This window comes from Mesorhizobium sp. M0139 (assembly GCF_040322455.1).
Classification (GTDB): domain Bacteria; phylum Pseudomonadota; class Alphaproteobacteria; order Rhizobiales; family Rhizobiaceae; genus Mesorhizobium.
Genome location: NZ_JAMYTN010000004.1, coordinates 84,861 through 106,923 on the forward strand (window position 1 = coordinate 84,861; position 22,063 = coordinate 106,923).

Below are 22,063 nucleotides of genomic sequence, written 5' to 3' on the forward strand. Positions count from 1 at the left end.
GATACCTCCCCTTGATGAGGCCGCGACTGTACCTGTCAAGGCTGTAGCGAGGCTGATCACTTAAGTGGTCGGGTTGCGCCCGCTCGTAGTGGCCCTCCGATCACTGGGCTCTCGATGCCTTGGCGCTCGCGGACGTCTGGTCGGGTGGGAAGTTCAAACTCAGCCGCCCTTTGCGGCACCGGTTTCGCCCGACAACTAGGAACGATTTCGGCCGCCATGTGTTACGCAATCATGAATCTCGCGGATCCCGGATCAACAATGGCAACCGATCTTTTCACGATGCAACTCGCTGATGCTCAGCAGCGCATCAAACAGACCGAGTTCGCGCTGGTACTCAGCGAGAAAATGGTGGCTGAGAACCTCGCTTTATCCAGCAGGATACGATCGGCGAGGCGCCGAGTCCTGAAGACCGGAGGGCCTCTGGCGACAGTCGACTCAACAAGCTGAAAGAGTTCTTCAAATGATCTCGACCCAGTCCGGACGTGGGAGAGCTTGCCGGTAACCTTAGCGGTAATCGGCCGAGTCGCAGCAGGAAGCGCGCTGAAAACTTGCTCCATGAAGACTGCGGCGTCGCTATGAATCTCGCCTTTGTGTTGCCGAATCCGATCTGCGCAAAGGCGCGTGGTCGAGACCAGGCAGCGGCTCACGAAGATTGATCCCAGCAGGGCAAATTGACCGCTACGGCTCAGTTGAGGCAGCACTTCGAAATCACGGCTATTGACCTGCTGAGCTATCAGTTTCCCTCGATCTCTAATCGTATGGGTTCTCCGCACCATCCTTCGCTCTTCGAGCTTCGGGGTGGCAGGCCACCCAGTAGCCGTCAAACGTCGAGATAGCCGGCGGCGACCAGCGTTGCCTTATATCGCCGGGCAAATCGGCTGGGCAAACGACTGAGGTAAGCTGACGCGCCAATATCCCAATGCGCGCCCAGTTCGCGGTCGAAGGCAGCCGGGTCGAATTGCAGCAAGCCGCTGCGTGGGTAGACCGTGAATTCTCCGAAGATCGGCTCCCCCTCCTCCTCGTAGAAATCGACACGCACCATGTCGAACTCGCTGCCGAGCGCCTCGGCTGCCTCGATCATCCGCGCCAGGCTCTTGGGAGGGGGAATTTCCAGGCTCGAGTCGATCGCGCCCTGGGCAATGTTCAGCGGGCGCCAATCGCGATCCAGGTGGGCGGTATTCTTGACCGTGGAACGGAAGGCGACGACGACGATGTAGGCGACGCGGCCAGCCAGCACACAGAATTTGTAGTCGACCGGGTCATAGCCCTGGTCCTTGCCCACAAGTGCTTCGACGAAAACCCGCCGCTCTATGTGCGCATAGCTGCGCTCCAGCTTCCGGGCGCCATAGGTTTGGCCAAGGTATTCCGTCATCTCGGCAATGATCGCCTCCCGGTCGGCGTTGGCCGGATCGCGAACGATGACATTCATGGCGCAACCGTGGTTGCATTTGACGGCGTAGGGGATTTTTAGGTCATCGAAGGGGATCTGGCGCGGATCGTCGCCCTGCCACAGCACCTCAGGGATGGCGAGCCCGGGAAGCCGCTCCCTGACGATTTCCTTGGACTTGAGCTTGTCGAGAAGACCGGTAAAGCGAGGATCGTCATCGAAAATCTTGCGCCAGTGGATCTTTTCCGTGAACGTCACCGGGGCTGCAAAATTCGGCAGATGCCGCATCCGCTCAAGGAAACGCTGGGTCAACCGGCGGTAGCGGACAAGCAGCGCGGCGTTCAGCAACAGGAGAGATGCCCGCGCGCTGTTTCGCTTCAGCCATGCCTTTGCGCCACGCGCCATTCCGGTGTCCTTGCAACCTGCGCAACTTCATCCGCGAAGTGGACGTGCCACCCTGCCCGCAGCAGTGAGGCACGTCGAGCTTCGCCGAGCTAGCCCTTCATCGGGTACAGTTTCAAATGCTGGATCAGGATGATCGTCTTGGCGTCGATGATGCGGCCGTCTGAAATGCCGGCCAGCGCTTCATCAAGAGGCATTTCCAGAACCTCGATGTCCTCGCCCTCGTCGGCCGCGCCGCCGCCGGCCGAGATGCGGTCGGCGGGTGAATAGCGCGCCACAAAGAACCACAGCCGTTCGGTGACGCTGCCTGGGCTCATATAGGGGGAAAACAGCCGCTCGATGTTCTGTAAGCGATAGCCGAGCTCTTCCTCGGCCTCCTTGAGGATGGCGGTTTCGGGATCGTTTTTGTCGAGCAGGCCGGCGCAGGCCTCGATCAGCGGTTCGCGGTGGCCGGTGACGTAGGCGGGGTAGCGGAACTGCCGCACCAGAAGCACCGTCTGACGCTCGGGATCGAAAGGCAGGATCACCGCGCCGTCGCCACGGTCGTAGGTCTGGCGAATCTGCGTCTCCCACTGCCCGTCGCGCCGGCGATAATCGAGGACGGTCTTCTTCAGAACCGCCCAGTCGTCGGACAGGACTTCCTCCGAGCGGATGCGGATACGATCTTCCATGATGAGCTCCAAGCTGTCGGCGCCATGGCGTAACCGCGAACGGTTTTGCGCGCAACCGAAACGGCGAAGCTTTCACCGCCTCGTGTCTGGTGCCGGCAACTGCCATCGCCTAAATAGCTGCAGTCCCTCTCCGGAGTTTTTTGATGACCGCAGCGCTTTTCCAGCCGATCGCCCTCGATGGCCTGACCTTTCCGAATCGTATCGCGGTGGCGCCGATGTGCCAGTATTCCGCCGAAGACGGCTCGGCCAGCGACTGGCATCTCTATCACTGGATGAACCTGGCGATGTCGGGCGCCGGCATGGTCACCGTCGAGATGACCGACGTCGAACGGCGCGGCCGCATCACCCATGGCTGCCTCGGCCTCTATTCCGACGACAACGAGGCGGCCGCCCGGCGCACGCTGGATGCAGCAAGGCGCGTCGCCGCGCCGGAAACGAAATTCGGTATTCAGCTTGCCCATGCCGGCCGCAAGGCATCCAACCGAAAGCCCTGGGAGGGCGGCGGCCCATTGCAGCCGGGCGAGGATCCCTGGCAGACCGTCTCAGCCTCGGCCATCGCCTATGACACCGGCTGGAATGTGCCGCATGCGCTGGAGGAAGATGAAATCCTGCAGCTTGTCGAGCGCTTCACTCAAGCCGCGAGGCGGGCCGAGCGCGCCGGCTTCGACTTCCTCGAGCTGCACGCCGCGCACGGCTATCTGATCTTCCAGTTCCTGTCGCCGCTTTCCAACCAGCGCACCGACCGCTGGGGCGGCTCGCTGGAAAACCGCATGCGTTTCCTCATCGAGATCGCCAAATCGGTGAGGAAGGCAGTTCCAAACCTGATGCTTGGCGCCCGCCTGTCGGTGAAGGACTGGGTCGATGGCGGTTTCGAGGTCGACGAGGCGATCGAGGTGGCCAAAGCCTTGAAGGCGCTTAATGTTGCCTATATCTGCTGTTCGAGCGGCGGCAATTCGCCGTTGCAGAAGCTGCCGACCGGCGCCGGCTATCAGGTGCATCTGGCCGAAGCGGTGCGCAAGGGCGCCGGCATCCCGACACGGGCTGTCGGCCTGATCGACGATCCCTCGCAGGCAGAGGCGATCGTCGCCGACGGCCGCGCCGACATGGTGGCGCTGGCCCGCGCCTTCCTCGCCGATCCGCGCTGGGGCTGGCGCGCCGCCGCCACCTTCAGCGAAAAAATCCATCCCGCGCCGCAGCTTGCCCGCTCGGTGACGACGATGCAGCATTGGACGAAGGGCTGAACAGGCAGCGCCGACGGATGCGCCAAACGCATCTGCTGGACAGATTGCCGCAGCTTCGCTTTAATCCGCCCGCTATAGTCCCTGGGGGCAGGCCGCCTTGGCGGCCGGATTGGGAGCAAAGTCCATGGCATCAAGGGCAATCTATCCGGCGGCAGCCGCTCTGGTGGTCGCACTGTCGTTCGCCGCGTCGTCTCCGGTCGGCGCGCAATATTGCGAAGGCACGGTGCACGGCCTGTCCAGGCACTACGATCTGGATTCCGGCAGCGGGTTTCTCGCCGTGCGCGCACGGCCGAACTCGTCGTCGCGCATGATCGGGCAGTTGTTCAACGGCGACCACACGGAGATTTTCGACCGCCGGGGCAACTGGTACCAGGTCGAAATCGGCGGACGGACCGGCTGGGCCAACGCCCACTGGCTGCGCAACGACTGCGGTTACTGAGACCAACGATTGCGGTTGGTGAGACGTTTGGGCGCAGGCTGACGGCCACTTTTGCAACCCTATTGGCTGCTTTGCGTTGCGGCCATCATGGATAACAAACCTTTTGAAACCCCGGTCGTGGTCGAACTCGGCCATGTCGGCAAATATCGCCAGATCCGCAGCACCCAGGAAGCGGCGGAGTGTCTGATGACGGTGTGGCCGCTCAATCGCGGCCCGCGCCATCGTGATGCTCTCGACACTTGCCTCAAAGTGCTGGAAGGTTATCGTTCGACGGCCGATGCACGCAGGGCCTTGATCGAAGCGGCCAAGGAATCGGAAGTGCTGGTTCCCGAAGACCGGCTGCCAGACGCCAAGTTGCATTGAAGCCCAAATTGCAATGAAAAACGGGCCGCATTGAGCGGACGGACGAACCGGAGGATTTCATGGCGAAGCTGACTTACAAGATCGTCGAGCATGACGGGGGCTGGGCCTACAAGGTCGGTTCGACATTCTCGGAGACATTCCCGACCCACCAGGATGCGCTGCGCGCCGCCGAGATCGCCTCGGCCGAACAGCAGATCGCCGGCGCCACGGACGGCATCCAGTATGAGGATGCCGAAGGCAAGTGGCACGACGAACTGGCCGACGGCCGCGACCGGCCGCAGACTGAAGTTTCCGACTGATCCTTGCCCCTCAGCTTTCGCTGCCGGCCGTGGATGCTCGCCTAAGCAATTCCCTTGGGAATTGCGTCAAAACAAACAGGCGGGACATCCTGCCGGTCAGTCGAAGCCGTGGCTTGATCACTTGCCGCAATATTGATCGTTCACGTTGGGCCTCACATTTCCGAAGGGTCCTGACGGGTCGGAGGCGCACGGCCCCGTAGCGCCGCCATAGCCTTGGCTGCCGTCGGCATTGATGCTGCCGGTGGTGGTCTGGTCGACGGTCGATGACTGGTCGTTCCCGAACGGCCACCAGCTGTGATGGTTGGAATACGTGCCGTCCGATGACTGCGCCATCGCCGATGTGGCAAGACCGATCGTCAGCACGGATGCTGCAAAGACTTTCCTGTACATTGAATTACTCCGTATCCGCCGCCTTGGGTGCGACACGGGGTAAACCGGATATCAGCCGAATGGTTCAGTGAAATTGTTGTGAGGCTGTGGTGAGGTCTTGGCGGCGAATGCCCGCTCGGCAATGCGCTTGATGAAGGCGATGACGCGGTCCGGCTCGACGAATTGCGGCATGTGGCCGAGGCCTTCGACCGCCTCGAAATCGAGGCCTTCGATCCTGTCCTTCATCGGCTCCCCATGTATGCGCATGGCGATGACGCGATCGGCTGTCCCGAAGAAAATCCCGGCCGGCATGGCGATCTCTCCATAGCGCTCTTCGATGCGGCCAAGATCCTCTTCGACCGCCACGAAATCGGTGGAGGTTGCATGGAAATGGCTTGGCCTCAGCCCGAGCCATCCGCCGCCATCGATCATGTAGTCGGCGGGAACGGCCTGCGGCGAGAAGATGAACTCCAGTGTCTGCCGCGCATATCTGAGGCTTGTCGGTATCGCGACGGTGTAGGCCATGATCCAGCGCCAAAGCCGCGAACGGATATAGAGCAGGCCCGCTTTCTCGCGGACGCCGGCTTCCAGATGCGTCAGCGGCGCCAGCAAAGCGATGCCGGAAATCGCGCCGGGATGTTCCACGGCCAGGGTCAGCGCGACGGCGCCGCCCAGGGAATGCCCGACCACAAGCGGCCTTTCCAGCGCGAGCGTTTCGATGAAGCGCCTTATGATCTCGGCCTGCTCAGGCAAGCGGCCGGTGGCTCCTTTGGCCCGCACCGAATAGCCCGATCCCGGCCGGTCGAGCGCGATCAGCCGGCAACCGGGGCCGAAGCGGTTGAACAGCGTGTGCCGGAACTGATGAAGCTGGGCGCCAAGTCCGTGCACGAACAGGATCGGCCGTCCCTCGCCCGTTTCGACATAATGGATGCGGCTGCCGTCGATCTCGACGAAGTTTCCGCTGGCCGGCACCAGCCTTTCGGCCTTGGCGGCAATCCAGAGCGTTGCCGCGACCAGGCAGGCCACGATGACGAGAGCCAGCACGGACAGGCCGGCAACAAGCCACAGCAGAATCGATACCAGCATGTTTCACCCGGGAGCGGACCGGCGCGCACCATCACCCACTGACGAACGCTCGGCAAGGCAGATGGCGGCTTGTGTCGGCATTGCCGCCAGTTCGATGTCGCGCTATCTCAGGCGACCTTCTTTCTGCCTCAGGCGACCTTGTCTGCCAACGGGCCTGTTTGCCGGAGCCTTCCATGCCTGAAATCGTCACTGCCGCCATGCTTGTCATCGGCGACGAGATTCTGTCCGGCCGCACCAAGGATAAAAATATCGGCCACCTCGCCGACGTCATGACGGCCATCGGCATCGACCTGAAGGAAGTGCGGATCGTTCCCGACGAGGAGGACGAGATTGTCGCTGCGGTGAATGCCGTGCGCGCCCGCTACACCTATGTCTTCACCACCGGCGGCATTGGCCCAACGCATGACGACATCACCGCCGATTCGATTTCCAAGGCTTTTGGGGTGCCGTGCGAATACGACGCCAAGGCCTATGCCATGCTGGGCGAGAGCTATGCCGCGCGCGGCATCGAATACACCGAGGCCCGCAAGCGCATGGCGCGCATGCCGCGCGGCGCCGACCATATCGACAATCCGGTCTCCGTCGCGCCCGGCTTTCGCATCGGCAACGTCCATGTCATGGCCGGCGTGCCGGCGATTTTCCAGGCCATGCTCGACAATGTCGTGCCGACGCTGAAGGCCGGCACCAAGATGCTGTCGGCCACCGTCCATTGCCCGTTCGGCGAAGGCCTGATCGGTGGTCCCTTGGGCGATATCCAGAAGGCGCATCCCGACGCCATCATCGGCTCGTATCCGAAATATGGCGACGGCAAGTTCTGGACGGAGCTGGTCGTCCGCGCCCGCAGCCAGAAGGCGCTGGATTCGGCACGCAGGGACGTCGAGGCGATGGTGGCCGGCTTCACCGCCGCCAATTGACCCTGGGTTCGCGGCCCATCGCCGGGCCGGAACCAAGCACCGCACTCCCACGTTTTCCCTCGCGCGGAGCACGCGCGGCAGATTTGAGGGATTTCGCATGCGCTTCAAGACCATCGTCGCCATATTGCAGAACGAACAGGACGCCGAACGCGTGCTCGACTGCGCCATCCCGCTTGCCGATCGGTTCGAGAGCCATCTGATCGGCATCCATGCCGAAGCGCTGCCCGTTCCCTACACCTCGGCAACCGGCTTCCCCGACACTGAGTTCCTGCAGGTCTCCGCCGACATGAACCGCGAGCGCGCCGAGAAATTGCAGACGCTTTTCGTTCGGCGGATCGAGAATTCCGGCCTTTCCTTCGAATGGCGCAGCCTCGAGAGCTTTTCCGGCGACAGCGCGCTGACGGGTATTTCCAGCGTGCGCGCCGCCGATCTGATTATTGCCGCGCAGCGCGAGACCGGGGGCGACACGAGCGCCGATGTCGACACGCTGGTTTACGATGCCGGCCGGCCAGTGCTGGTGGTGCCGCATGAGGGGCCGTTGGTCACCACATTCAAACATGTGCTGCTGGCCTGGAACGGCAGCAAGGAGGCGGCGCGTGCCGCCTTCGACGCGCTGCCCTTCATCATCGAGGCCGAAAAGACCGACATTCTGGTCATCGATCCGCCGGATACGCTGGATGACAACCCGGAAGCCGCCGGCGCCGAGATCGCCGCGGCACTCTCCAGGCATGGCGCAACGGTCAGCGTGTCGGTGCAGAAATCGGGTAATGCTTCGGTCGATGACGTCATCCAGACCCGGATCGCCGAGACCGGAGCCGACCTTCTGGTGCTCGGCGCCTACAGCCATTCCTGGCTGCGTCAGCTTTTGTTCGGCGGCGTCACGCGCACCGTGTTGCGCAGCGTGCCGGTTGCGGCCTTTTTGTCGCGGTAACTCCACAGACTGGCCCCGCCCTTGCCAATGCCCTGACTTTCCAGTTAATTCCGCGCGCATTCCACAATGGTGCGCGCGGAGTGCAGAATGTCCCTTCCCGAAAAAGCCTTTCCGGTCTCCTGGGACCAGTTCCACCGCGATGCCCGGGCGCTCGCCTGGCGGCTTGCCGGCGCCAACAAGGGACAGTGGAAGGCCATCGTCTGCATCACCCGTGGCGGCCTGGTTCCCGCCGCCATCATCTCGCGCGAACTCGGAATACGCGTCATCGAGACGGTCTGCGTCGCCTCTTATCACGACTACACCAGCCAAGGGCAGTTGCAGGTGCTGAAGGAGATCACCCCGGCGCTGCTCGCCGATGATGGCGCGGGCGTGCTGATCATCGACGACCTCACCGACACCGGCAAGACGGCAGGCATCGTGCGCGCCATGATGCCCAAGGCGCATTTCGCCACCGTCTACGCCAAGCCGAAAGGCAGGCCGCTGGTCGACACCTTTATCACCGAAGTCAGTCAGGACACCTGGATCTACTTTCCCTGGGACATGGGTTTTACCTACCAGAAGCCGATCGCCGACGATCACGCAGGCTGATTCGCGCCAGCCCCCATTTCTGCCCAGACGGCCAAACCCGCCCGTCTGCTATGAAAACAGGCACTGGAAGGGACAATATTCTGTCGAATCGACAGCTGTTGGCGGAGTTTGACGGGTCGGTGTGATGTTTTTTACTTTTAAGACTTACACTTGTCGGTAAGATTCATACGGCGGCTAACGATTCTGAGGGCTGGGGTAGCTTTCACTGATGCTGACGACACCGGCGACACACGACCATCTGGCTGAAAGGGTCCGCAAGCTCTTCGGCACTTCGCCTTGTCGCCTGCAGGTTGCCGCTTTGCCATGGCGCAATAACGAAGACGGCGTCGAGATCATGCTGATCACCAGCCGAGACACCGGGCGTTGGGTGCTGCCGAAGGGCTGGCCCGAGGCCAGGGAGCCGCTCTGCGAGGCAGCGGCGCGCGAGGCGGGCGAGGAAGCCGGATTGCGTGGCAAGATTTCGCTTTTCGAGGCCGGTCGTTACTTCTACGCCAAGGCCCTCGCGTCCGGCGAGGAAGTCCCTTGCGAAGTGCTGGTGTTTCCGCTGCAGGTCGAGCACGTTGCCGACCGCTGGAAGGAAAAGCGCGCGCGCACCCGCAAATGGGTCAATGGGGCCGAGGCCGTACGCATGGTCAACGAGCCGGACCTCTGCCAGATCATCGCCCATTTCTGCGCCGATCCCGACAAGTTCGTCGTTAGAGCCTAGCTCACAGCCACCGCTGCATAGTCCTGCGCGCCCGCACCGGTTCTTGCCCCGATTCCGGGCTCGGTGCTTCGCTCCGCGCGCCAGCAATCCGACACTATAAATCCCTCCCCTTCAGGCCAAGCTTAGCCACAGCTTGACATGCAGGTATTTACCTGCATATTGTGTCTTCAAGATGAGTGAGACCGATGGACGCCGACAAGGTTTTCAAAGCGCTGGGCGACCCGACCCGCAGAAGGCTGCTCGATCTTCTGTGTGAGAAGAACGGCCAGACGCTCGGCGAGCTTTGCCAAAACCTCGACATGGCAAGGCAATCCGCGACCCAGCACATCGATCTTCTGGAGGCGGCCAATCTGATCAGCACGGTCAAGCGTGGCCGAGAGAAGCTGCATTTCATCAACCCCGTGCCGCTGCACGAAGTCTACGAGCGGTGGGTGCGCAAATTCGAACGGCAGCGGCTGAACCTGCTGCACGACCTGAAACAAGAACTCGAAGGAGACGACCAATGACCCGGGAAACCACCAGTTTTGTCTACGTGACCTACATCAGATCGACGCCACAAAAGGTGTTCGAAGCCATCACCAGGCCCGATATCGCCAAGCGCTACTGGGGCCACGAAAACGTCTCCGACTGGAAGCCCGGCTCGAAATGGGAACACATCCGCGCCAATGACGAACGGACCGTCGAACTCGTTGGCAAGGTCGTCGAAATCTCGCCGCCAACCCGGCTGGTCATGAGCTGGGCCAACGCCTCGCAGGCCGACGATCCGACCAAGCACAGCCAGGTGACGTTCGCCATCGAGGAATACGACACCATGGTCAAGCTGACCGTCAGCCATGACGAGCTCGAAGCCGGCAGCGGCATGGCCAAGGGCATCAGCCAAGGTTGGCCGGCCGTGCTGTCCAGCATGAAATCCTTCCTCGAAACCGGCACAGGCATCGACCTGTTCGCCAAGCCGAAATCGGCCTGAAGCAACCGCGGAGAACGATGATGACCAGGCACTTTACCGGCGGCTGCGCCTGCGGCGCGATCCGCTATGAGGCCAGCGGCGAGCCGATCTTTCAGAACCACTGCCAATGCCTCGATTGCCAAAAGCGCAGCGGTACTGGCCATTGTTCCTATGTGACCTTCGGCCGGCGCGCTGACGTAAAGATCACCGGCGAGCCGAGCACGTGGCGGATGATCGCCGACAGCGGCAATGAAAAAGCCCAGGCCTTTTGCCCGACCTGCGGCACGCCGGTCTACGTAACGTTCGTCGCCATGCCGGAGGTGACGGCTATCCAGGCCACGAGCCTCGATGATCCCGGCCAGTTCGACCCGCAGGCGGTCACCTACACCGTGCGCGGCCACGCCTGGGACACGATCGACCCAGCGCTTCAGCCATTCGAGCGAATGCCTGGATGAACCAGGCAGAGCCCTATCCCTCGGATAGGGCTCTGCGTTCAGCTCAGATCACCAGGCCCTTGGTCAGTTCCAGCGCCTGCCGCTCGAACAGGCGGCGGTAGATGCCGCCCTTCAGCCGGATCAGCTCGTCATGCGAGCCTTCCTCGACGATCTTGCCACGGTCGAACACGAGCAGCCTGTCCAGCGCCCGCACCGTCGACAGACGGTGCGCGATGACCAGCGTCGTGCGGCCAACCATCAGCCGCTCCATCGCCTGCTGGATCAGCACTTCCGATTCCGAATCGAGGCTCGATGTCGCCTCGTCCAGGATCAGGATGCGCGCATCCGCCAGGAAGGCGCGCGCGATCGCCACCCGCTGGCGCTCGCCGCCCGACAGTTTCACGCCGCGTTCACCGACCAGCGTGCCGTAGCCCTTCGGCAGGCCGGTGATGAAGTCGTGCGCGCTGGCGAGCTTGGCGGCATGCTCGATCTCGGCCTGCGTGGCGTCCGGACGGGCATAGGCGATGTTTTCCGCCAGCGAGCGGTGGAACAGGATGGGCTCCTGCTGGACGATGGCAATCTGCGCGCGCAGCGACGCCTGTGCAACCTGGGAGATGTCTTGGCCATCGATCAGGATCCTGCCGCCGCTGACATCATAGAGACGCTGGATCAGCTTCACGAAGGTCGTCTTGCCCGAGCCGGAATGGCCGACCAGTCCGACCCGCTCGCCCGCCGCTATCTCCACCGAAAAGTCGCGGTAGAGCGGCAAGCGATGGCTACCATAGTGGAAGGTGACGTTATCGAAGGCGATGTGGCCATGCGTGATCCGGATCGGCTTGGCGCCGGGCCGGTCCTCGACGCCGAGCGGTTGCGACTGGAAATCGACCAGTTCCTCCATGTCGTTGACCGAACGCTGCAAATTGCGGATATGCGTGCCGATGTCCCTGAGGTAGCCCTGCAGCACGAAGAACGAGGTCAGCACGAAGGCGACATCGCCCGCACTTGCCTGGCCCCAGGCCCACAGCATCAGCGACAGGCCGATTACTGCCGTCCGCAGCACCAGCAGCATGGCGCCTTGCGTCGTGCCGTTGATGGTGCCGCGCGCCCAGGTGCGGCTGGTCCGCGCGCGCCATTTGGCGACGACCTTGGCAAGCCGCGTTTCCTCGCGCGTCTCGGCGCCGAAACCCTTGACCACGGCATTGCAGCTCACGGCATCGGCAAGCGAGCCGCCAAGCCGCGTATCCCAGCTGTTGGCGAGCCGTGCCGCGGGCGCGACATAGCCGAGCGACAGCAGCGCCGTCACGGTGATGAACAGCAGCGAGCCGACTGCCACGACCAGCCCCATCAGCGGCCAGAACCAGCCGAGCAGCAACGTCGAGCCGACCAGCATGGCGACCGACGGCAGCAACGCAATCAGGATGGTGTCGTTGAGCACGTCGAGAGCCCACATGCCGCGCGTAACCTTGCGCACCGTCGATCCGGCAAAGCTATTGGCGTGCCAGTCGGTTGAGAAGCGCTGCACGCGATAGAACGCGTCGGCGGCGATGTCGGCCATTATCTTCAGCGTCAGCTCGACAATGCCCATGAAGGCGAGGTTGCGCAGCACCACGCCGGTCAGCGCCAAAGCGATGAGCGCGAAGAACGCCGCCATTGCCGCGTTCCACGCGACATCGTCAGCCAACGCACTGCTGGCGACGGCGTCGACCAGCCGGCCGGAATAGAGCGGCGTCAAGACGTCGGCCAGGGTCGACAGCAGGAAGCTGCCCATGATCAGCGAAAGCCGCCACGGCTGGCGCCGCCAGTGGCTGAGCGTGAAGCCAAGAACGCTGCGAAAGGCGCTTGCACGCAGATCGATTCGGAAACGAGCCATGTTGTCATCCGGGCGCAAATCTGCCCGGTCCCGGTAAGGTCTGAAATTGAAAACCGCGCTGGGCAATTCGCCCGGGGCTGCGGAGGTTCGGCATAGGTGGCGGCGCGCCCGATTCGTCGGGTGGCGACCGGCATCGGCAGAAGCCTGTACTCGACCCGGCATCGGCGCGAAGGACAAACCTTCGCCGGACGCCAGGTGAGACCTAGGCTTCGCGGCCTCGCATTACCATGTGAAATACTGCCATTCGGACCTCCCGCACGACACTTGCGGAGCGGTCCTTATAGAGACGCCATGAAGGATCGCCAAGGCCGGGCACGTGGCAAAGCGTAACTGGTCCAACCAGTGAGGTTATTTTGCAACAACAGCCGGTCAACCCCCTCGCTATGCCTCATTCCGGGTTGCGATCGAGGCGCATGTAGCGGCCGTCGGTCGATGCCTTGAAGCCCAGCTTCTCATAAAGGCCATGCGCGTCACTGGTCGACAGGCTCCAGTGCGAGACCGTGCTGAGTTCAGGGTGGTCGATGAGCGCCTGCACCAGTTGCAAGCCAATGCCTTGGCTGCGATGCTGCGGCCAGATGATGATGTCGGCGAGATAGGCAAACACCGTACGGTCGGTGATGGCCCGGCCAAAACGACTTGGTTCCCGTCGAGATAGGCCGCGGTGCAGAACGAGTTGGCAAAGGCGCGGCGATGAAACTCATCGCTGCGGCCGGCGCCCCAATAACTTGCCATCAACAGGTCGGAGGTCGCCCGGAAATCGATCCGTGACATGTCGAAGCTGATCTCACAGTCGGGCATGGTGCCTCGCAAAGAATGGAGGGCGGCCGAATTCAGTCCGGCCGGTGATTTGGCTGCCCACGTGGCGCGCTTATGGCACCACGAGATAGGCCTTCTGGTCGGCGATCGCGATGGTCACGTCGGTGCCGGAATTGAACTCGACGAAATCGAGCTCCATCCCGTCGCTGAAGATGACGCCGCCCCTGCTCTGCCGCGAAGAAACCACCAGCGGCCGGTCGCGGGTGATGACGCCATGCACAAGCGACACGCCGGTCGTGTTGCTCGGAAACGGTTCGCGCACCGAAAAGAACAGCTGTTCGCCTTCGCGGTCATAGCCTTGCGGCGGCACGGTCGGCACGGAGTTGTCACCATAGGCCGCGGCCAGTCCCGCGGCGCCCGCCATCACGGAGCGCAGCCAGCCGGTAGAGCCGGCGCCCGTGGAGATGATAATGCCGCTCGACGACTGGCGCTCGGTCCTGCCGCCATAGGTCAATTCGTAGCGCGCCGAGATATGCGTCGAGGCGCCAACGAACAGATCGTTGAAGGCGATTAGCCGGCGTCCGTCATTGGAGCGCGCTTCGGCCATCACCACCGCCTGGCGCTTCGCCTTGCCGGCGATCGTCAGGCCGAGGACCTTTTCGGTATCGTCGGCATTCCACGGCAGCAACACGCCGTCGAAAAGCGCCGGGTTCGGGTTGATGCCGATCAGCGGCTGGTACGGGAGGTACTTCGCGGTGTTGGACACCAGCCCGTCCTGACCGAGCGCGATCACCGCGTCGGAGCCGAATTCGAACTGCGGGACCAGTTCTCGGTCGAGCCGCAACTGCTTGAGGCCTTGGGGAAGCGAACCCATCACCCGGTCGAGCGCTTGGTGATAGGCGTCATGCGCTGCCTTGACCGGGTCGAAATTCATGCCGGCCTGCCGGAGATAAAAGCGCGCCTGTCCCTGCGTGTTGAAGCGCGTCGTCAGCTCATCCAGCTCGGTCTTGCGGGTGACGACGATCACCCGGTCGATCGGCCTGCCGCTCTGGTCGCTTGCCACCCGAGCTTGCCTTTCAGGACCCGGCTTTCGGCGTGGAAAGCTGGCTGAGCGCGCTGGTGAGCATATCAGGCGTGATCGACAGATTGCCGACCGAACCGCCCTTTTCCGCCCAGGCTTTGAAGGCCATCGCCGTCAGCACGTGGGCGGGCGCCGACGAATAGACGGTGAGTTCGAGCTGCTGCGCCTTGGCTTGCGCCTCGGCAAGCGTCAGCTTGTTGCGCGCTTCGGTGTCGACCAGCAGCTTGTTGCGTTCGGCAAGCTCGATTTCGGTCGCCAGTTCGCTCTGCTTGATCTCGCGCTCCTTCTCCACGCCCCAGGCACGGCGCCCATAGATCGCGGCATCGGCCTGGCGCTGCAGCGCCTCGCGATATTCGGTCTGGAGCGCCTTGCGGATCTCCGGCGTCGGCTGGACCGCGGTGATGTGGACCTCCTCGATCGACAGGCCGGCGGTTGCCGCAATCGGATCGTTGCGCAGGAGTTCGGCGAGATTGCCGCCGAGCTTGGTCACCTCGGCCAGCGCCTGCTCCAGCGTCATGCTCGAAACCACCGCGCGGGCGCGGCTCTGTATCGCCAGCACCAGGCGTTCGGCGATCTTCTCACGGCCGTCGCCAACAACGTCGGAACGGCTGAGCTTGGCGCTGAAATCAAAACCTTCGGCTGCCTTGAGCGGATCGATGATGCGGTAGCTGACCGACCCCTGGATTGCCAGATCCTGGAAATTCGCCGTCGTCTCGGTGAAGATGAAGGGGTTATCGAGCGACGTCACCGGCACGATCGCTATCGTGGTGCCGAACGTGCCGTACCAGAAGGAGATGCCGCGCCCCTGCTCACGGACCTTGCCGTTCTTGAAGCGCAGGATGTGATATTCAGGCGTTCCCTTGAAATAGCTGAAAAACATGAAAGCCCCAAGGTTCTCTAATTAAACGAAGTTCAGCCGCGATCCCTGAAACGGTTGGTGATGGGATAGCGGCGGTCGCGGCCAAAATTCTTCCGGGTGATCTTCACACCCGGCGCCGCTTGCCGGCGTTTGTACTCGGCAATGTAGAGCAAATGTTCGACGCGCGTCACCGTCGCCCGGTCGTGGCCGCGCGCGACGATGTCGTCGACGCCCATTTCGTTCTCGACCAGGCATTCCAGAATGTCGTCCAGCACCGGATAGGGCGGCAGCGAATCCTGGTCGGTCTGGTTCTCGCGCAATTCCGCCGACGGCGCCTTGTCGATGATATTCCTGGGGATCACCTCGCCTGAGGGACCGAGCGCGCCCGGCGGCACATGGCTGTTGCGCCAGCGCGACAGCGCATAGACCTGCATCTTGTAGAGGTCTTTTATCGGGTTGAAGCCGCCATTCATGTCGCCATAAAGCGTGGCGTAGCCCACCGACATCTCGCTCTTGTTGCCCGTGGTGACGACCATCGAGCCGAACTTGTTGGAGATCGCCATCAGGATCGTGCCGCGCGCGCGGCTCTGCAAATTTTCCTCGGTAATGCCTTCCTTGGTGCCCTCGAAAAGCTGCGTCAGCGTATGCAGAAAACCCTCGACCGGTTCGAAGATCGGCACGATGTCGTAGCGGCAGCCAAGCGCACGGGCGCAATCCTCGGCATCCTTCAGCGAATCCTCCGAGGTATAGCGGTAGGGCATCATCACCGCCCGCAGCCGCTCCTCGCCGAGCGCATCGACGGCCAATGCGGCGCAGATCGCCGAATCGATGCCGCCGGAGAGACCCAGCACGACGTTCTTGAAGCCGTTCTTGTTGACGTAGTCGCGCAGGCCGAGCATGCAGGCGCGGTAGTCCGCCTCTTCGCGCTCGGGGATTTTCGACATCGGCCCTTCCGAGCAGACCCAGCCGTCGAACTCTTCTGCGTTTTGCGCGCCTGCGGCGACGCGGTTGCGCTTCCAGGTGGTGACGTCGACAGTTTCCTCGAACTGGCTCATCTGGAAGGCAAGCGTCTTGTCGGCGCCTATGGCAAAAGAGGCGCCGTCGAAGATCAGCTCATCCTGGCCGCCGATCTGATTGGCATAGATCATCGGCAAACCGGTCTCGATGACCTGGCGGATAACGACCTGATGGCGCACGTCCATCTTGGCGCGGTAGTAGGGCGAGCCGTTCGGCACCAGCAGGATTTCCGCGCCGCTTTCGGCCAGGGTTTCACAGATGCCGACGTCGCCCCAGATGTCCTCGCAGATCGGAATTCCGATGCGCACACCGCGGAAGTTGACGGGTCCCTGAGCCTCGGGTCCGGCCTGAAAGACGCGCTTCTCGTCGAACTCGCCATAGTTTGGCAAATCGAGCTTGTAGCGCTCGGCGAGGATCTTGCCGCCATCGGCGATGATGATCGAATTGTGGGTGCCGCTCTTGCGCTTCAGCGGCGTGCCGATGATGACGCCCGGCCCGCCATCGGCGGTATCTCCGGCGAAGTCTTGCGCGGCCTTCTCGCAAACCTTGAGGAAGGCCGGCTTCAGCACCAGGTCCTCCGGCGGGTAACCGGCAAGGAAAAGCTCGGTGTAGAGCACGATGTCGGCGCCCTGGCGGGCGGCATCGGCCCTCGCCTCGCGCGCCTTGGCAAGGTTGCCGGCGACATCGCCGACCGTCGGGTTGAGCTGGGCAACGGCGATGCGCAGAATATCGGGTGCGGTCTTCTGGGTCATGCCTGCGGTTTAGCGCGGCAAATTTGCCCGGGCAATGGCGTTCGTTTGGACCAATTCGGTGATCAGTCATCGCCCATATATTCGCGCAGCGATTGCGGCGAATGGTTCTCTCCGATCGACATCGCCAGAATGCGCGAAATGTGCCGGCGCGGCAGGCCGGTTTCCTGCGCCCATTTGTTGATCTGCGCCTGAATCCTGTCGAGATCCCTCTTCGACGTCGGACTTTCGGCGATGTCGAGGCCGGCGTCACGCAAAGCCGCGACCATATCGGCCGAGATGACGAAGGCGTCCCATTGCAGCCAGCGCAGGAAATACTGGCCGGTGTTGCCGCCAAGCCGGCTGCCATGCTTGCCGAGATACGCCATCAGCCCGACCTGGTCGTCGTCAGGCCACTCCGCGAGGAATTTGCCGAAACCGCCATGTTCCTTCGACACACGCTCAACGAAGGCGGCGTTGTCGCGGACGGATTTGATCTTCTGCGGGTTGCGCACAATGCGTTGATCAGCCGTCAGGTCGTGCCAGAAGTCATCAGGCTGAAACAACAGCCGTTTCGGCTGGAAATGGAGAAACGCGTCCTCGAACCCGGGCCATTTCTGTTCAATAACGCGCCAGACGAAGCCGGCGGCAAACACCCGCTCGGCCATTGTCGAGAGGATACGATCGTCCGTAATGTCAGCCACGGCGGCATTGTCAGGCGCCGGCCCGAGCAGCGAGGTCAGCACCGCGTCGCCGCCTTTGCGTTTTGCAGCACGGGCGCGAATCTTCGCGAAATCGGGCATCCTGCATCCTCGCGCCGCGCTTTTGACGAAACGCCATCTTCCTATATGCAAACGAGGCTGCCAAGCCGACGCTTTTCCTATGGAGACATCCATGCACAAGACCGTGCCAGAACTGGCCAACCGCTGGCTGAAGCGAACGCCGGAGGGCCTCAGCGAGCTCGAGCGGCGGGTGTTGCAGAGCACTGTCGATCGCAAGCCCATCTCGCAGGATATCAACGACAGCCTCACCGGCCTTCAGGGCGCCGGCGACCGGATCGCCGATGCCATTGCCCGCATCGGCGGCTCGTGGACGTTCATCCTGTCCTTCATTGCTTTCCTGGTGCTGTGGATCGGCGCCAATTGGTGGCTGCTCGGGCGAGACTCGTTCGACCCCTACCCCTTCATCTTCCTCAACCTGGTGCTGTCGATGATCGCCGCCTTGCAGGCGCCGGTGATCATGATGTCGCAGAACCGCCAGGCCGCGCGCGACCGCATCGACGCCGCGCATGACTATGAGGTCAACCTCAAGGCCGAGATCGAGATCATGGCTCTGCATGAAAAGCTGGACGAACTGCGCCACAGCCAGATCATCTGCGTGCGCGAGGACATCGCGCGCCTGGCCGAACAGGTGAACCGCATAGACGAAAAACTGTCGGGCCGGCAAACCTCTCAATGACCGGGATCGTCCATCACCTCATCGAGCAATATGGGTTGATCGCGGTTTTCCTGGGCTGTGTCGCCGAAGGCGAAAGTGCGGCCATCCTCGGCGGCTTCTTCGCCCATCAGCATGTCTTCATCCTCTGGAAGGCTTTCCTCACGGCCGCCATTGGCGCCTTCGTCGGCGACACGTTTTTCTTCATTCTCGGCCGCAGCTTTGCCGACCATCCCAGGGTGCTGAAACTGAAGGCGAGGCCCGGCTTCAACCACGCCTACCGTCTCGTCTCGTCCCATCCCAACATATTCGTCCTGTCCAACCGCTACATCTATGGCCTGCGCCTGGTCGGCGGCATCGCGGCCGGTTTCGCCAGCATTTCGGTAGCGCGCTTCGTTATCCTCAACGCGGTGTCGTCGCTGGTCTGGGCGGCTTTGTTCTGCGGCATCGGCTACGTCTTCGGCCTCGGCGCCGAGCAGATGATAGGCAAGGCACTGCTCCATCACGAACGGCTGCTGATCGCGCTTGCCATAGGTCTGGGTGTCGCCATCCTTGCCTGGCTCATCGCCCGCACCGTCGCCGGCAAGGAGCGCGCCAAGGACGCCCGCGACAGCGAAACCACATCGTAAGGTTCAGTCGTCGTCCTCGACCAGAGCCCGGTCGCCGCGATCGAGGATCAGCGGGATGATGAGATCTTCCTCGTCGGCCAGATGCCGCTTCAGCATGGCGATCAGCCGGCTGTTCTCGTCCGCATAGGCGTCGGCGGCGAAGCGCTGCCTGTCCTCGCTCTCCTCGAGCGTGCGGATGAAGGCGTTCGCCGTCTCGGCGTTGCGCTCCAGCCCCTCATGAATGGTGTGATGGTCGGCATCGAGGATTTCGAAGCCGCGCTTCAGGCGCGGCTCCGCCTTGGCGAAAGCCGGGAAATATTGGTAGTCCTCGACATTGTGGTGGCCGTCGAGATTGCCGAGAAAGTGGTTCAGCCGCGGCGCGAACCAGCGCGCGAAATCCGGCGCCGTCAGCCTGCCTTCGCGATAGTCGCCAATGCCGTTGGTGAGCATGCCGCCCAGCTCTCGGAACATGTCGTGCCGCTGCAGCCACATGTTTGCCATGCCGTGGATGTTGGCGTGGCCCTGCCATGTCTCGCGCGGATATTTTTCCGCCAGCCAGCGCAGGTCTTCCGGCAGGCCGGCTCTTTCAAGCAGCAGAAAATTGGCTTCCACGACGTCAGTCTCCTTTGGTGACTAACATATGGGAGCGTTCAGATCAGATCGGTAGTCCCGTGATGCGCTCGATGAGGGCGATTCCCCAGACGCCGGCGACGATAATAACCGAAATCAGCACCGCCAGCGAGCCGCAGTCCTTGGCGAGCTGGATGTCGACGTTGAACTCGCGACTGAAGGCATCGCAGGCTGCCTCGATGCCGGTGTTCAGCACTTCGACCATGATGAGCAGCAGCACCGCGCCGATCAACAGCGCGTAGCCGCGCCACGAGACCGAGACGAACCAGCCGAGCGGCAGCGCCAGCACCAGCAGCATCAGTTCCTGCTGAAATGCCCTTTCGCTGGCGGCGAGCTTGCGAAAGGCTCGCACAGAATTGAAGTAAGCACCGATCAGCCGCTGCATGCCGCATCCCCTTCGAATCACCGGCAGGGGATATCGCAATGGCTGGATCAAGGGAATAAGGCAGCCGCCGCAAAATCACTCCTCCGCAACCTTGATCGTCGGCGTCGACTTCTCGAACTGCGGCAGTCCATCGTCGATCGTATAGTAATCGCCCTTGTCGCCGACAAAGATGTGGCATTGGCCTTCGAGCCCGGTCGGGTTGTCGAACGATCCGGCCAGAACTGAGACATAGGCATCCTGACCCGGCTTCCAGAACAGCACCGAGCCGCAGATCTTGCAAAAGCCGCGCTTGGCAAAGGAAGACGATTCGTACCAGCTGATGTTGTCGGCGCCGGTTATCGTGATGTCGCCGTCGGCGACGTTGGTCGCGGCGTAAAAATGCCCGCTCTGCTTGCGGCACTGCGAACAGTGGCAATAAATGACGCCGCGCAACGGCCCTCGCGTCTGGAAACGCACGGCTCCACACAGGCAAGATCCGCTGTGGTTGTTGCTCATCCCTACCTCCACCAGCCATCGTCCACGGCTTCGCCGCTGGCCGAGAGGATTTCAGTTTTGCCGCAGCCGGGCACCGGCAAATGCGACATGGGGTGGGCGTGTTCGGACCTGACCTCAGGATCTTTGCAAACCATTTCTGCAGCCTGCGGTAGAACGGACGCGTTACCTGGCGGCAAATTAAGGAAACTTTAGCGCCGGCGCATCTATGGTCGTTGCCAAGCGAATGTCGCGATTGGGGACGTGTCTTTCGCAGGATGATCCGAAATACGGCTGGCACTCTCCGGTCGGCGGCATCTCGCACGGTCTGCGATGGTTCCCAGAGGCAGAGTGAACAGAACATGCAGCCGGCAGCCGTCCAGACCGACCGAAACAGCGACATTGCAACAGCCGTTGTGGCGACCATGCGTCAGCTCGGCGTGCTTGGCCTGCCGCGCAATTACGAAATCTTCTACGAAGCACTGAAAGGCACCAATCGCGAACTCGGCCTGGCCGTCGTCGCGCTGGGCAACCAGCCGACGCAGGACGATCTCGACCGCATCGGCCGCGCTTTCTTTGCCCAGCATCACGGTCCCGGCATTGTCGAGCAGGCGCGCGACGTGCTGGCCAGGGAACTCGAGGACATCGCCTTGCTGCTGCGCAGCGAACGTAGCCATATCGAGAAATACGGCAAGATCCTCGATGAGACGTCAAGCGGCCTCGCCAACCGCAGCCTGCTTTCGCAGGATCTGCTGCAGAAGGTCGCCAGCGCCATGGCGGCGGCCACCAACTCGACCCTCGACCACGGCAAGCAGGTTGCAACCACGCTGAGCGACAAGACGGCGGAACTGGAGAGCGTCAAGTCGAAGCTTGAGGAGTACAAGCGGCTCGCCGACACCGACCCCTTGACCCATATCTGGAACCGCCGCGCCTTCGACAAGCAAATCACGGCGATTTACACCTCCAACAAGGGGATCCTGTTCAACGCCCTGATCCTTGCCGACATCGACCATTTCAAGGGTGTCAACGATCGCTACGGCCACCCGGTCGGCGACAAGATCATCCAGATCGTCGCTGAAATCTTCCAGACCAGCATCCGTGAAGACATGTTCGTAGCCCGCACCGGCGGCGAGGAATTCGCGCTGATCGTCGAGGGCGCCAGCGAGGATACCACTTACGAGATCGCCGAACGCATCCGCGTGCTGATCGAACAGACGCCGTTCACCAGCAGCCAGACCGGCGCCAATTACGGCACAGTGACCGTTTCCATGGGCATCTGCATGGCTTCCGAAGCGGAAAGCCCGGAGGATCTTTACACCAAGGCGGACCGGGCGCTCTACCGCTCCAAGGTTGGCGGGCGCAACCGCGTCACCCGGCACTCGACAATGGCCGGCCGCACCGGCAAGAACTGGCTGCTATACAAGAAAGACTGACGCTTCGGCGTGCAG

At 62.4% G+C, this 22,063-nt stretch carries 27 protein-coding genes; 14 read left to right on the forward strand and 13 right to left on the reverse strand.

Annotated features, from left to right (window positions below; translation table 11 throughout):
* Positions 1-820: 820 nt before the first annotated feature.
* Complete coding sequence (locus tag NKJ58_RS07750; protein WP_023681534.1) at positions 821-1,792, reverse strand: ATP-grasp fold amidoligase family protein; 972 nt, start codon at positions 1,790-1,792, stop codon at positions 821-823.
* 89 nt (positions 1,793-1,881) lie between these two features.
* Positions 1,882-2,460 (reverse strand): NUDIX domain-containing protein, encoded by a 579-nt coding sequence (locus tag NKJ58_RS07755; protein ID WP_023667531.1) that lies wholly within the window; start codon positions 2,458-2,460, stop codon positions 1,882-1,884.
* A 143-nt stretch (positions 2,461-2,603) separates the two neighbouring features.
* Here NKJ58_RS07755 and NKJ58_RS07760 point away from each other — a divergent pair, with 143 nt between their 5' ends.
* From NKJ58_RS07760 to NKJ58_RS07775, 4 genes are all read left to right on the forward strand, one after another.
* Positions 2,604-3,701, forward strand: coding sequence for an NADH:flavin oxidoreductase/NADH oxidase (locus tag NKJ58_RS07760; RefSeq protein WP_023681535.1), 1,098 nt, complete (start codon positions 2,604-2,606; stop codon positions 3,699-3,701).
* 124 nt (positions 3,702-3,825) lie between these two features.
* Positions 3,826-4,140, forward strand: coding sequence for an SH3 domain-containing protein (locus tag NKJ58_RS07765; RefSeq protein ID WP_023681536.1), 315 nt, complete (start codon positions 3,826-3,828; stop codon positions 4,138-4,140).
* Positions 4,141-4,224: 84 nt separating this feature from the next.
* Entirely contained in the window at positions 4,225-4,503 is a 279-nt protein-coding gene (locus NKJ58_RS07770) for a DUF982 domain-containing protein (RefSeq protein WP_032891817.1), read from the forward strand.
* A 59-nt stretch (positions 4,504-4,562) separates the two neighbouring features.
* Entirely contained in the window at positions 4,563-4,802 is a 240-nt protein-coding gene (locus NKJ58_RS07775) for a DUF2188 domain-containing protein (RefSeq protein ID WP_023667535.1), read from the forward strand.
* A gap of 117 nt (positions 4,803-4,919) precedes the next feature.
* Here NKJ58_RS07775 and NKJ58_RS07780 read toward each other — a convergent pair whose 3' ends face one another.
* A complete protein-coding gene (locus NKJ58_RS07780) occupies positions 4,920-5,192 on the reverse strand; it encodes a hypothetical protein (RefSeq protein ID WP_023681537.1) in 273 nt (90 codons plus the stop codon).
* Positions 5,193-5,243: 51 nt separating this feature from the next.
* Positions 5,244-6,257, reverse strand: coding sequence for an alpha/beta fold hydrolase (locus NKJ58_RS07785; protein ID WP_023714236.1), 1,014 nt, complete (start codon positions 6,255-6,257; stop codon positions 5,244-5,246).
* A gap of 173 nt (positions 6,258-6,430) precedes the next feature.
* Between NKJ58_RS07785 and NKJ58_RS07790 the strand changes: the two genes are divergently transcribed.
* From NKJ58_RS07790 to NKJ58_RS07820, 7 genes are all read left to right on the forward strand, one after another.
* Positions 6,431-7,171, forward strand: coding sequence for a competence/damage-inducible protein A (locus tag NKJ58_RS07790; protein WP_023714237.1), 741 nt, complete (start codon positions 6,431-6,433; stop codon positions 7,169-7,171).
* Between the two features lie 97 nt (positions 7,172-7,268).
* Entirely contained in the window at positions 7,269-8,102 is an 834-nt protein-coding gene (locus NKJ58_RS07795) for a universal stress protein (RefSeq protein WP_352518643.1), read from the forward strand.
* Between the two features lie 87 nt (positions 8,103-8,189).
* Positions 8,190-8,690, forward strand: coding sequence for a xanthine phosphoribosyltransferase (gene gpt / locus NKJ58_RS07800; RefSeq protein ID WP_023667540.1), 501 nt, complete (start codon positions 8,190-8,192; stop codon positions 8,688-8,690).
* A 208-nt stretch (positions 8,691-8,898) separates the two neighbouring features.
* The gene (locus NKJ58_RS07805; RefSeq protein ID WP_023667541.1) at positions 8,899-9,396 is read left to right on the forward strand and encodes an NUDIX hydrolase; all 498 of its coding nucleotides are present in this window, start codon (positions 8,899-8,901) and stop codon (positions 9,394-9,396) included.
* 185 nt (positions 9,397-9,581) lie between these two features.
* A complete protein-coding gene (locus tag NKJ58_RS07810; protein ID WP_352811358.1) occupies positions 9,582-9,902 on the forward strand; it encodes an ArsR/SmtB family transcription factor in 321 nt (106 codons plus the stop codon).
* Complete coding sequence (locus tag NKJ58_RS07815; RefSeq protein ID WP_023688339.1) at positions 9,899-10,363, forward strand: SRPBCC family protein; 465 nt, start codon at positions 9,899-9,901, stop codon at positions 10,361-10,363. Before NKJ58_RS07810 ends, NKJ58_RS07815 begins: the two co-directional genes overlap by 4 nt.
* A gap of 20 nt (positions 10,364-10,383) precedes the next feature.
* Positions 10,384-10,797, forward strand: coding sequence for a GFA family protein (locus NKJ58_RS07820; RefSeq protein ID WP_023695410.1), 414 nt, complete (start codon positions 10,384-10,386; stop codon positions 10,795-10,797).
* A 43-nt stretch (positions 10,798-10,840) separates the two neighbouring features.
* Here NKJ58_RS07820 and NKJ58_RS07825 read toward each other — a convergent pair whose 3' ends face one another.
* The 6 genes from NKJ58_RS07825 to NKJ58_RS07850 all read right to left on the reverse strand — a co-directional run bounded on the left by NKJ58_RS07825 (position 10,841) and on the right by NKJ58_RS07850 (position 17,890).
* A complete protein-coding gene (locus tag NKJ58_RS07825; RefSeq protein ID WP_352811361.1) occupies positions 10,841-12,646 on the reverse strand; it encodes an ABC transporter ATP-binding protein in 1,806 nt (601 codons plus the stop codon).
* A gap of 388 nt (positions 12,647-13,034) precedes the next feature.
* A complete protein-coding gene (locus tag NKJ58_RS07830; protein ID WP_352811362.1) occupies positions 13,035-13,250 on the reverse strand; it encodes a GNAT family N-acetyltransferase in 216 nt (71 codons plus the stop codon).
* A 264-nt stretch (positions 13,251-13,514) separates the two neighbouring features.
* Positions 13,515-14,465: a diacylglycerol kinase catalytic domain-containing protein gene (locus NKJ58_RS07835; RefSeq protein WP_352811363.1), complete on the reverse strand. Its 951-nt coding sequence runs from the start codon at positions 14,463-14,465 to the stop codon at positions 13,515-13,517.
* Positions 14,466-14,478: 13 nt separating this feature from the next.
* Complete coding sequence (locus NKJ58_RS07840) at positions 14,479-15,363, reverse strand: SPFH domain-containing protein (RefSeq protein WP_352839082.1); 885 nt, start codon at positions 15,361-15,363, stop codon at positions 14,479-14,481.
* Between the two features lie 32 nt (positions 15,364-15,395).
* On the reverse strand, positions 15,396-17,111 hold the full coding sequence (locus NKJ58_RS07845) for an NAD+ synthase (RefSeq protein ID WP_023725738.1): 1,716 nt from the start codon (positions 17,109-17,111) through the stop codon (positions 15,396-15,398).
* Positions 17,112-17,173: 62 nt separating this feature from the next.
* A complete protein-coding gene (locus tag NKJ58_RS07850) occupies positions 17,174-17,890 on the reverse strand; it encodes a DNA-3-methyladenine glycosylase I (RefSeq protein ID WP_352518646.1) in 717 nt (238 codons plus the stop codon).
* A gap of 91 nt (positions 17,891-17,981) precedes the next feature.
* Between NKJ58_RS07850 and NKJ58_RS07855 the strand changes: the two genes are divergently transcribed.
* Complete coding sequence (locus NKJ58_RS07855) at positions 17,982-18,545, forward strand: DUF1003 domain-containing protein (protein WP_023681550.1); 564 nt, start codon at positions 17,982-17,984, stop codon at positions 18,543-18,545.
* Positions 18,542-19,150 carry a DedA family protein gene (locus NKJ58_RS07860; RefSeq protein ID WP_023688331.1) on the forward strand — a complete coding sequence of 203 codons (609 nt, stop codon included), beginning with the start codon at positions 18,542-18,544 and terminating at the stop codon, positions 19,148-19,150. The genes NKJ58_RS07855 and NKJ58_RS07860 overlap by 4 nt, the downstream gene beginning before the upstream one ends.
* A gap of 3 nt (positions 19,151-19,153) precedes the next feature.
* On the opposite strand, the gene NKJ58_RS07865 is transcribed toward NKJ58_RS07860, so the two are convergent.
* From NKJ58_RS07865 to NKJ58_RS07875, 3 genes are all read right to left on the reverse strand, one after another.
* Positions 19,154-19,741, reverse strand: a complete 588-nt coding sequence (locus NKJ58_RS07865) for a hemerythrin domain-containing protein (RefSeq protein ID WP_023667553.1) — start codon at positions 19,739-19,741, stop codon at positions 19,154-19,156.
* Between the two features lie 43 nt (positions 19,742-19,784).
* Positions 19,785-20,144, reverse strand: a complete 360-nt coding sequence (locus NKJ58_RS07870; RefSeq protein WP_023681553.1) for a diacylglycerol kinase — start codon at positions 20,142-20,144, stop codon at positions 19,785-19,787.
* A 75-nt stretch (positions 20,145-20,219) separates the two neighbouring features.
* Positions 20,220-20,639 carry a GFA family protein gene (locus NKJ58_RS07875; protein WP_023667555.1) on the reverse strand — a complete coding sequence of 140 codons (420 nt, stop codon included), beginning with the start codon at positions 20,637-20,639 and terminating at the stop codon, positions 20,220-20,222.
* A 338-nt stretch (positions 20,640-20,977) separates the two neighbouring features.
* Here NKJ58_RS07875 and NKJ58_RS07880 point away from each other — a divergent pair, with 338 nt between their 5' ends.
* Positions 20,978-22,048 carry a GGDEF domain-containing protein gene (locus NKJ58_RS07880; RefSeq protein WP_023681555.1) on the forward strand — a complete coding sequence of 357 codons (1,071 nt, stop codon included), beginning with the start codon at positions 20,978-20,980 and terminating at the stop codon, positions 22,046-22,048.
* Positions 22,049-22,063 lie beyond the last annotated feature (15 nt).

Excerpts from the sequence above, each read along its gene's own strand:
- NKJ58_RS07825 (WP_352811361.1), bottom strand. The coding sequence starts at position 12,646 with ATGGCTCGTTTCCGAATCGATCTGCGTGCAAGCGCCTTTCGCAGCGTT.
- NKJ58_RS07820 (WP_023695410.1), top strand. The coding sequence starts at position 10,384 with ATGACCAGGCACTTTACCGGCGGCTGCGCCTGCGGCGCGATCCGCTAT.
- NKJ58_RS07785 (WP_023714236.1), bottom strand. The coding sequence starts at position 6,257 with ATGCTGGTATCGATTCTGCTGTGGCTTGTTGCCGGCCTGTCCGTGCTG.
- NKJ58_RS07840 (WP_352839082.1), bottom strand. The coding sequence starts at position 15,363 with ATGTTTTTCAGCTATTTCAAGGGAACGCCTGAATATCACATCCTGCGC.
- NKJ58_RS07795 (WP_352518643.1), top strand. The coding sequence starts at position 7,269 with ATGCGCTTCAAGACCATCGTCGCCATATTGCAGAACGAACAGGACGCC.
- NKJ58_RS07750 (WP_023681534.1), bottom strand. The coding sequence starts at position 1,792 with ATGGCGCGTGGCGCAAAGGCATGGCTGAAGCGAAACAGCGCGCGGGCA.
- NKJ58_RS07845 (WP_023725738.1), bottom strand. The coding sequence starts at position 17,111 with ATGACCCAGAAGACCGCACCCGATATTCTGCGCATCGCCGTTGCCCAG.
- NKJ58_RS07875 (WP_023667555.1), bottom strand. The coding sequence starts at position 20,639 with ATGAGCAACAACCACAGCGGATCTTGCCTGTGTGGAGCCGTGCGTTTC.
- NKJ58_RS07780 (WP_023681537.1), bottom strand. The coding sequence starts at position 5,192 with ATGTACAGGAAAGTCTTTGCAGCATCCGTGCTGACGATCGGTCTTGCC.
- NKJ58_RS07775 (WP_023667535.1), top strand. The coding sequence starts at position 4,563 with ATGGCGAAGCTGACTTACAAGATCGTCGAGCATGACGGGGGCTGGGCC.
- NKJ58_RS07815 (WP_023688339.1), top strand. The coding sequence starts at position 9,899 with ATGACCCGGGAAACCACCAGTTTTGTCTACGTGACCTACATCAGATCG.
- NKJ58_RS07860 (WP_023688331.1), top strand. The coding sequence starts at position 18,542 with ATGACCGGGATCGTCCATCACCTCATCGAGCAATATGGGTTGATCGCG.
- NKJ58_RS07765 (WP_023681536.1), top strand. The coding sequence starts at position 3,826 with ATGGCATCAAGGGCAATCTATCCGGCGGCAGCCGCTCTGGTGGTCGCA.
- NKJ58_RS07880 (WP_023681555.1), top strand. The coding sequence starts at position 20,978 with ATGCAGCCGGCAGCCGTCCAGACCGACCGAAACAGCGACATTGCAACA.
- NKJ58_RS07850 (WP_352518646.1), bottom strand. The coding sequence starts at position 17,890 with ATGCCCGATTTCGCGAAGATTCGCGCCCGTGCTGCAAAACGCAAAGGC.
- NKJ58_RS07810 (WP_352811358.1), top strand. The coding sequence starts at position 9,582 with ATGGACGCCGACAAGGTTTTCAAAGCGCTGGGCGACCCGACCCGCAGA.
- NKJ58_RS07870 (WP_023681553.1), bottom strand. The coding sequence starts at position 20,144 with ATGCAGCGGCTGATCGGTGCTTACTTCAATTCTGTGCGAGCCTTTCGC.
- NKJ58_RS07790 (WP_023714237.1), top strand. The coding sequence starts at position 6,431 with ATGCCTGAAATCGTCACTGCCGCCATGCTTGTCATCGGCGACGAGATT.
- NKJ58_RS07760 (WP_023681535.1), top strand. The coding sequence starts at position 2,604 with ATGACCGCAGCGCTTTTCCAGCCGATCGCCCTCGATGGCCTGACCTTT.
- NKJ58_RS07805 (WP_023667541.1), top strand. The coding sequence starts at position 8,899 with ATGCTGACGACACCGGCGACACACGACCATCTGGCTGAAAGGGTCCGC.
- NKJ58_RS07755 (WP_023667531.1), bottom strand. The coding sequence starts at position 2,460 with ATGGAAGATCGTATCCGCATCCGCTCGGAGGAAGTCCTGTCCGACGAC.
- gpt (WP_023667540.1), top strand. The coding sequence starts at position 8,190 with ATGTCCCTTCCCGAAAAAGCCTTTCCGGTCTCCTGGGACCAGTTCCAC.
- NKJ58_RS07855 (WP_023681550.1), top strand. The coding sequence starts at position 17,982 with ATGCACAAGACCGTGCCAGAACTGGCCAACCGCTGGCTGAAGCGAACG.